3 protein-coding genes are annotated in these 7,216 nt (G+C 42.1%); all 3 read left to right on the top strand.

Annotated elements, in window-relative coordinates:
- Window positions 1-484 precede the first annotated feature (484 nt).
- On the top strand, window positions 485-2,104 hold the full coding sequence (locus tag ACRDEC_RS16710; protein WP_431499510.1) for a T9SS type A sorting domain-containing protein: 1,620 nt from the start codon (window positions 485-487) through the stop codon (window positions 2,102-2,104).
- Window positions 2,105-2,113: 9 nt separating this feature from the next.
- A complete protein-coding gene (locus ACRDEC_RS16715; RefSeq protein WP_431499511.1) occupies window positions 2,114-5,428 on the top strand; it encodes an RHS repeat domain-containing protein in 3,315 nt (1,104 codons plus the stop codon).
- A gap of 6 nt (window positions 5,429-5,434) precedes the next feature.
- Window positions 5,435-7,216: DUF6443 domain-containing protein (locus tag ACRDEC_RS16720; RefSeq protein WP_431499512.1), on the top strand; the 1,782-nt coding region annotated here is incomplete at its 3' end.

A 7,216-nucleotide genomic window follows, 5' to 3' on the forward strand; every position in this document is an offset into this window, starting at 1 on the left:
TACTATTTTTTTACCACAGAAGTTGTGGTATTTTTTTTAAAACAAAAATTTTACCACAACTTCTGTGGTAAAATTTTCTGTTTGTTTTTTTTAACACAGATTTCCCCTAGTTGTGCAGTCTCCCGATTTTGAGCAATGCTAAAACAAAAGCAATAACATGAAGTGTTGTAGCTTTTTTATTAATATGCTTCCTGTTTGGATTACATTTGATAAAACCATTTAAGCCATAAAAAAAGGATATATAAATTAGAGCCAGCAAAAGCACATTTTATAACCACAATAGTTGTATTTGCGCTGTGTTTTAAAATCAGTTTACTAACCTGCTAAAGTAATTTTTTTCTTACTTCCCTCTCACTGAAATAAGGGATTGTTTGGTATACACTTTTATTGTAGTTTCGCCTCCGAATATTCCTGTTATAAATTTAATTAACGAGTTTATTCGTCTGAAAATCAAATTATAACCCCAAATCAACCTGCATTGCTTATGTTTTATTCATTTTGGAGTAAAAAAACGCTTTTACTTTCCCTCTCTTTTTGTGCTTTTACGGCACAATCCCAAGATATTCTTTGGGAGAAATCCTATGGTGGCAAGCATGCCGAATTCCTGTTTGATGCGATTCCGACTCCGGATTATGGTTTTATCCTGGCGGGCAGTTCCATATCGGATAAAAACGGAAATAAATCGGACGCCAACAAAGGAGATCTGGATTACTGGATCTGGAAAATGGACGAGAAAGGCGATTTAGACTGGCAGAAAAGCTTTGGCGGATCAGGACTGGATTTGCTGCAAAGCATCAAGCTGACGAGTGACGGCGGGTTTATCCTGGCAGGAACTTCCCAATCTAATAAAGGGCTGGACAAAAAAGACGACAGCAAAGGCCAGTCGGATTTCTGGATCATCAAGCTCGATGCGAAGGGGAATGAAATGTGGCAGCAAACCATTGGCGGGAACGGACAGGAAATGCTGCAAAGCATTGCTCTTACCGCAGACGGAGGCTATATCCTGGGCGGTTCTTCTGATTCCGATACCACCAAAGCCGATGACAAAGGGCTGGAAGATAAAACAGGCAAATCACAGGACAGCCGTGGCAGTCTGGATTACTGGGCGGTAAAGCTCGATAATAAAGGAAAAGTACAATGGCAACAAACCATTGGTGGAGTATATGCAGACGAATTGAAAAGCATAGCACAAACCAAAGACGGCGGTTATATTTTAGGCGGGTACTCCAATTCTCCGGCTTCTGGAGAAAAAACAGCCGATGCCAAAGGCGCTGGCGATTACTGGATTGTCAAGCTTGACACGGCGGGAATCCTCCAATGGCAGCAAACCCTGGGTGGCAACCAGGATGATAACCTGACGGCCTTAATCCAAACCAAAGATGGCGGGTATATGGCAGGAGGGAATTCAAACTCGGAAGCTACGGATTCCAAAAGCAAAACAAACACCAGCGGAACAGATTTTTGGATAGTAAAACTAGATGAAACCGGGACAATCTCTTGGCAGCAAACCTATAATTACGGAAAAACCGATGTACTGACTTCTATTGTAGAGAATCAAGACGGAAGTTACCTGATTGCCGGATATGCGCAGAAAGAAACTACCGGTAAAGCTATCAGAAAAGACAAAGACGGGATTAACGATTATATCGCCCTGAAAATTGACGCCAAAGGAGAAGAACTCTGGAGCAAAACCGTAGGCAGTACCGGTGATGAAGTATTGAAGAAACTCATTGAAACCAGAGACGGTGGGTATATCCTGGCAGGAACCTCCAAAGGAGAAGCCTCAAAAGATAAAAAATCAGCCAAAGGCGGCAGTGATTTTTGGGTCGTGAAACTCAAAGACAAATCCAAACCGGAACAGCAGAAAGTAACTATTGAAGCAGTACCTAATCCTGTAACCTCTTTCACCAATGCGATTATCAATTACGAATATGCCTACGGAACAGCTACTTTATATGATTTGAATGGAAGACAGTTGCAACAGCAGAAGATCAATGGAGAAAGCACCGTGCCGTTTGATTTGAGCAACCTGCCAAGCGGGGTGTATGTGATCAACATCAGCACTAATGTGGAGCAGAATGGGATTAAAGTGATTAAGAATTAAAGAATGAACATGATGAAAAAATATAGTATTGCTCTATTGCTGTGTTTACAGGGCATTTTGGGGTTTGGGCAGGAAACAGCTACTGTGGAAATGCAGAACTTCGCTCCTAAATCACCGGAAGCAGCCGCTTTCTTAAAATATGGGGAATATCCTGTAGACTTATCTACGGGAGTTCCGAATATCAGCATTCCTATTTATACCGTTCAGGCCGGAAGCTATTCTTTGCCAATTTCTCTTAATTATCATGCTTCAGGTATTAAGGTCAATCAGGAATCTACCTGGGTAGGATTGGGCTGGAACCTGAATAGCGGAGCCCAAATCGTTTTGAGCCCAAGAGATAATACAGACGAGAACAACCCTTATATTGATGAGATTCCGGATGCTGACGCTATTTATTCTTATTGGAATAATCACCCTTACCAGTTTAATGGCGGAATGTTTACTACGCATCATCTTAATGAATCCAGGGTTAAGGATGTCTATTCATTTTCTTCGGCTACTGCTAATGGAAATTTTTACATCAGGAATTTTGCTAGTAATGACGTGGTCATATTTCCTCCGGATGCCTTTAAGGTAGAACTACTGGGAACCTCCAGGCAAAATATGTTTTTTAAAATTACTGACCCAGCCGGAAACGTATATTCTTTTACCACAACCAAAGAAACGGCAGTGGGGGCTTTGGATCATGGAAACAGTTATGCCAATGCCTGGTATGTGGATGAGATCCAAACGCCAAACAAAGATAAAATCACTTTTGTATACCAGGATGACAATACCATAACCGATATAAGCAAATCACAAAGGATTGATGTGACTGAAAACTGTATCAATTGCGGTCCTACCTGTGATGGCAGGATTAACAATACCATAAGTGCGGTCATCAGTGCCAATAATACCACAATAACTACAGTAAAAAAAATAAAGGAAATTGTTTTTAATGAAGGGAATTCTAAAGTCGTTTTCACCAAAACTGAAGGCAGGCAGGATTTGATTAACAGTGGCAGTTACCTTGATAAGATAGAAATACGACAATTAAAAAACAGTGTATTTGAGTTGGTTAAAGGCTTTGATTTGGACTATTCCTATTTTGATTCCGGAGTAGGTACCATCGGCTATGAAAGAAAGCGACTGAAATTAGACAGGGTAATAAGCCTGCTTGAAGGAGAAGGGCATGAATTTGTGTATTCCAATATCACTTTGCCCGGAAAAACATCCAAAGCGCAGGACTATTACGGTTATTATAATGGCGCTTCAAACTTGGATTTAATCCCAAAACATTTTATCCGGTATAACAATGTAGAAGTCGGGACTGCCAACAGGACTGTTGCTCCAACTGTTAACCAGGCCGGAATGCTGACAGAAATCCATTATCCTACCAAAGGATGGACGAAATTCAATTATGAAACCAATCAGTATTATGGGGTCGATGATTTGGATAAATACAACCTTAAAATAGTAAGCAGCAATACGCTCCAGGGTACGGGCTTGGGAAGCATGGACCCGGCTACCATTACACAGCCGGGGCTTGACAATATCCCTATGTGTACCGCCCCAAACCCTAATAATTGTGTACAATATAGGGAAGTCCCTTTTGAAGCCGTTAATGCCAAGGGGCAGTTGAAATTTGACGTGGTGTTTGATAATTCGGTAACTATACATTACCAATACGCCAGAGTCCGAATTTTGAATGCCGGAAATGAGGTATATGATTCTGCCAAGATTAGTTCAAATCAGACTGTAACCTATAATTTTGATAACCTGACCTATTCAGGTGTCATCTTGATGGAGGTATACAGTTCTAATTTCAAGATCGAAGGATTCTCCATAAGATACACCAATAATGATACTGCCCCAAAAAACCTTTATGGAGGAGGACTTAGAATCAGAAACGTTGAGAATTATAATCATGATGCTGCTTTAGCCCTGAAAAAAGAATATGATTATACTGATGTAACGGATGCAGCAAAATCAAGCGGTAAACTCATCAATAACCTGGTGACCAGTTTTATCACCAATGCTTTCACCAACTTTAACCTGCATGACTGCAATGGATCTTATCCTTCATTGGATTACCAGAAAACCTACAGTGTTGCTTCCAGTTCCCGATACGGGATTGAAGGGAATTCCGTGGTGTATAAATATGTCAAAGAACGCTCTGTCAATGCCATCGATGGCAGTAAAAACGGGTATACCCAATATGAGTTTACGACAGATTCAGACGAAATCCCATTAGGCAATCCAACCGTACAGATTTTTACTTCCTGGAAAAGAGGAAAAACGGTAGAGAAAAAGGATTACAAATCAGTGGGAGGTACTGATTACCTGCTAAGAAAAGAGAAGAACGAGTACTATGAAGACCATTCCAAAACATCCCAAATTCAAGGCTTTAAGATGTTTAAAATCATGAACATTAATGAAAACGAGGATCCTAACAACCCATTTCAAACCCCTTGGACTTTAGACCGTTTGGCACCTAATTACGGTTTGCCGACAAGCGTTGATGATACCGCCGAATTAGTGACTTATAATTTGCCAGTATATTGGTTTTACCTAAAGAGTACGGAAGTAACAGATTATTTTTATGATGCCTCCAATGCATCTGCAGGTTCCGTATTCAGCAAAACGAATTATTTCTACGACAACCCTGTGCATTTGCAGCTTACCCGTACTGAAACCACCAACAGCGAAGGAGAAGTTCAGAAAAGTGTCAATTATTACCCAGATGATTTGCCTGTCGTAGCGCAAATGACAGCCTTGAAGGCTCAAAACAGAGTAGGGGAAATCATTAAGACAGAGCGTTTTAATTCAGGTGTTTCGATGTCTGTTCAAAACAAAACCTATAAAGATTGGGGCAATGGTATTATTGCTCAAGAGATCATCCAGACTTCAGTTGAAGGCAATCCACTGGAGAACAGGGTGCGTTATACCGTTATGGACAATACTAACGGAAAACCTCTGGAACTGAAAATGGAAAATGGAATTCCGGTAACCTACATCTGGGGGTATAAAAAATCGCAGCCTATAGCCAAAATCGAGAATGCTACGTATGCCAGCATTCCATCTGCAACGGTTACTAACCTGCAGGCTTTATCCGATACAGGCACAGAAGCCAATCTGATTGCCGCCCTAAATGATCTGCGTACTTCACTGCCCAATGCCATGGTGAGCACTTATACTTATTTGCCTTTGGTAGGGGTATCGACGATTACTGACCCTAAAGGGGATAAAATCACGTATACCTATGATGCCCAAGGCAGATTGGTGGAAGTGAAAGACAAAGACGGGAATATTTTAAAAACGAACGAATACCATTATAAAAACTAAGGCAGGATGAAAAAGTTATTATCACTTATTTTGATGCTTCCTGTCCTTGCCTTAGCGCAAAGTCAGGACCAGAACTATATCAAATCGACCACGTATAAAGCAGCCGGAGCAACGAATCCAGTAGTTCAGATTGCCTATTTTGACGGATTGGGAAGGCCTATCCTGCAAATTGCCAAAGGACAATCGAACTCTGGAAAAGACATTGTAACTCATACAGAATACGATGCCTTTGGAAGACAAGCCAAGGAGTTCTTGCCGTATGCCAATACCAGTTCTTCTTTAAATTACAATCCCAACGCAGGAAGCGAAACAGCCACGTTTTACAATACGGCAGCTTACGAAAACACCGCCAATCCGTATAGCGAGAAATTGTTTGAAGCTTCACCGCTGAATCGGATCACAAAACAAGCCGCTCCCGGCGCATCATGGGCTATGGGTTCCGGGCACGAAATCAAGTTGGATGCTCAAACCAATGCTGCCAATGAAGTTAAAAGATTAACGGCAACTACGACATGGAGTGCGGGTAAAGGGCTATACGAAATCAATGCGATAGATAATAATTATTATGTAACAGGGACATTGTATAAAACCGTAACCAAAGACGAAAACTGGACCAGCGGGGATAATAATACCACACAAGAGTTTAAAAACAAGAACGGACAAATAGTGTTGAAACGTGCTTTTAATAACAATACCCCACATGACACCTATTACATCTATGATAAAAGAGGGAACTTGTCTTATGTCATCCCACCACTAGCCGAAGCTGCTATTACACAACCCATTCTAGACGGCTTGTGCTACCAGTACAAGTACGATTACCGCAACCGATTGGCAGCCAAGAAACTACCGGGCAAGCAATGGGAATACATCGTCTACGACCGCCTGGACCGGCCAGTGGCCACAGGCCCTGCCTTTTCGCCTTTTGGGGATGGAACAGTAGGCATGACCATAACTGAGTACGATGCCTTCGGGCGCGTGACCCAAACCGGCTGGAAAACCATGACAGTAACCGAATCCAACCGCAATACCTGGCAAGGGAACATCAACTCGGGGAGCAATCCTTTTATATTAACGACCAATGATATCCTGAGTAAAAATTACTATGACAATTACAGCTATTCCGGAGCACCATCACTTCCAATCACTGTAGAAGGCCAACCTGCTACCGCTGCCGTAAAAGGCATGCCAACAGGAACCTGGCTTAGGCTGATGACCAGCCCAACGGCATTGTACGGCGCTATTTCGTATACGCTCTACGATACCAAATACCGCCCTATCCGTAGTCATGCCCAAAACCCTGTGGGAGGTTATACCCGTACGGACAGCAAGCTGGATTTTATAGGGAAAACCTTGTACACGAAAACTTTCCATAAAAAAGCTTCGGCCGATACGGAGATTGTGATTACCGATACCTTTACCTACAGCGCTCAGGATCGATTGCTGCTGCATACCCAGCAGATTGGTTCTGGAACCGTACAGCTCATTGCCAGCAATACTTATGATGAGCTGGGGCAACTGACCAGCAAAAACGTAGGAGGTGTAGACGCTACAGGAGCTTTAGGATTGCAAAAAGTAGACTATACCTACAACATCCGGGGTTGGCTCAAAGGAATTAACGATACGGCGAACCTGACACAAGGCAGTGACCCGCAGGATTTGTTTGCCTTTAAGCTGAACTATCAGGACAACGATACAGGAGGAAGTTTCAGCGTTCCGAATTTATACAACGGAAACATCTCGGAAACCTTTTGGCGTACCAAGAGTGATAATGTATTGCGTAAATAC

Origin of the sequence: Flavobacterium sp. (assembly GCF_050696275.1) — a bacterium.
Classification (GTDB): domain Bacteria; phylum Bacteroidota; class Bacteroidia; order Flavobacteriales; family Flavobacteriaceae; genus Flavobacterium.

What these genes read in the sequence shown, in the direction of transcription:
- ACRDEC_RS16710 (WP_431499510.1), top strand. Translation starts at nt 485, where the DNA reads ATGTTTTATTCATTTTGGAGTAAAAAAACGCTTTTACTTTCCCTCTCT.
- ACRDEC_RS16715 (WP_431499511.1), top strand. Translation starts at nt 2,114, where the DNA reads ATGATGAAAAAATATAGTATTGCTCTATTGCTGTGTTTACAGGGCATT.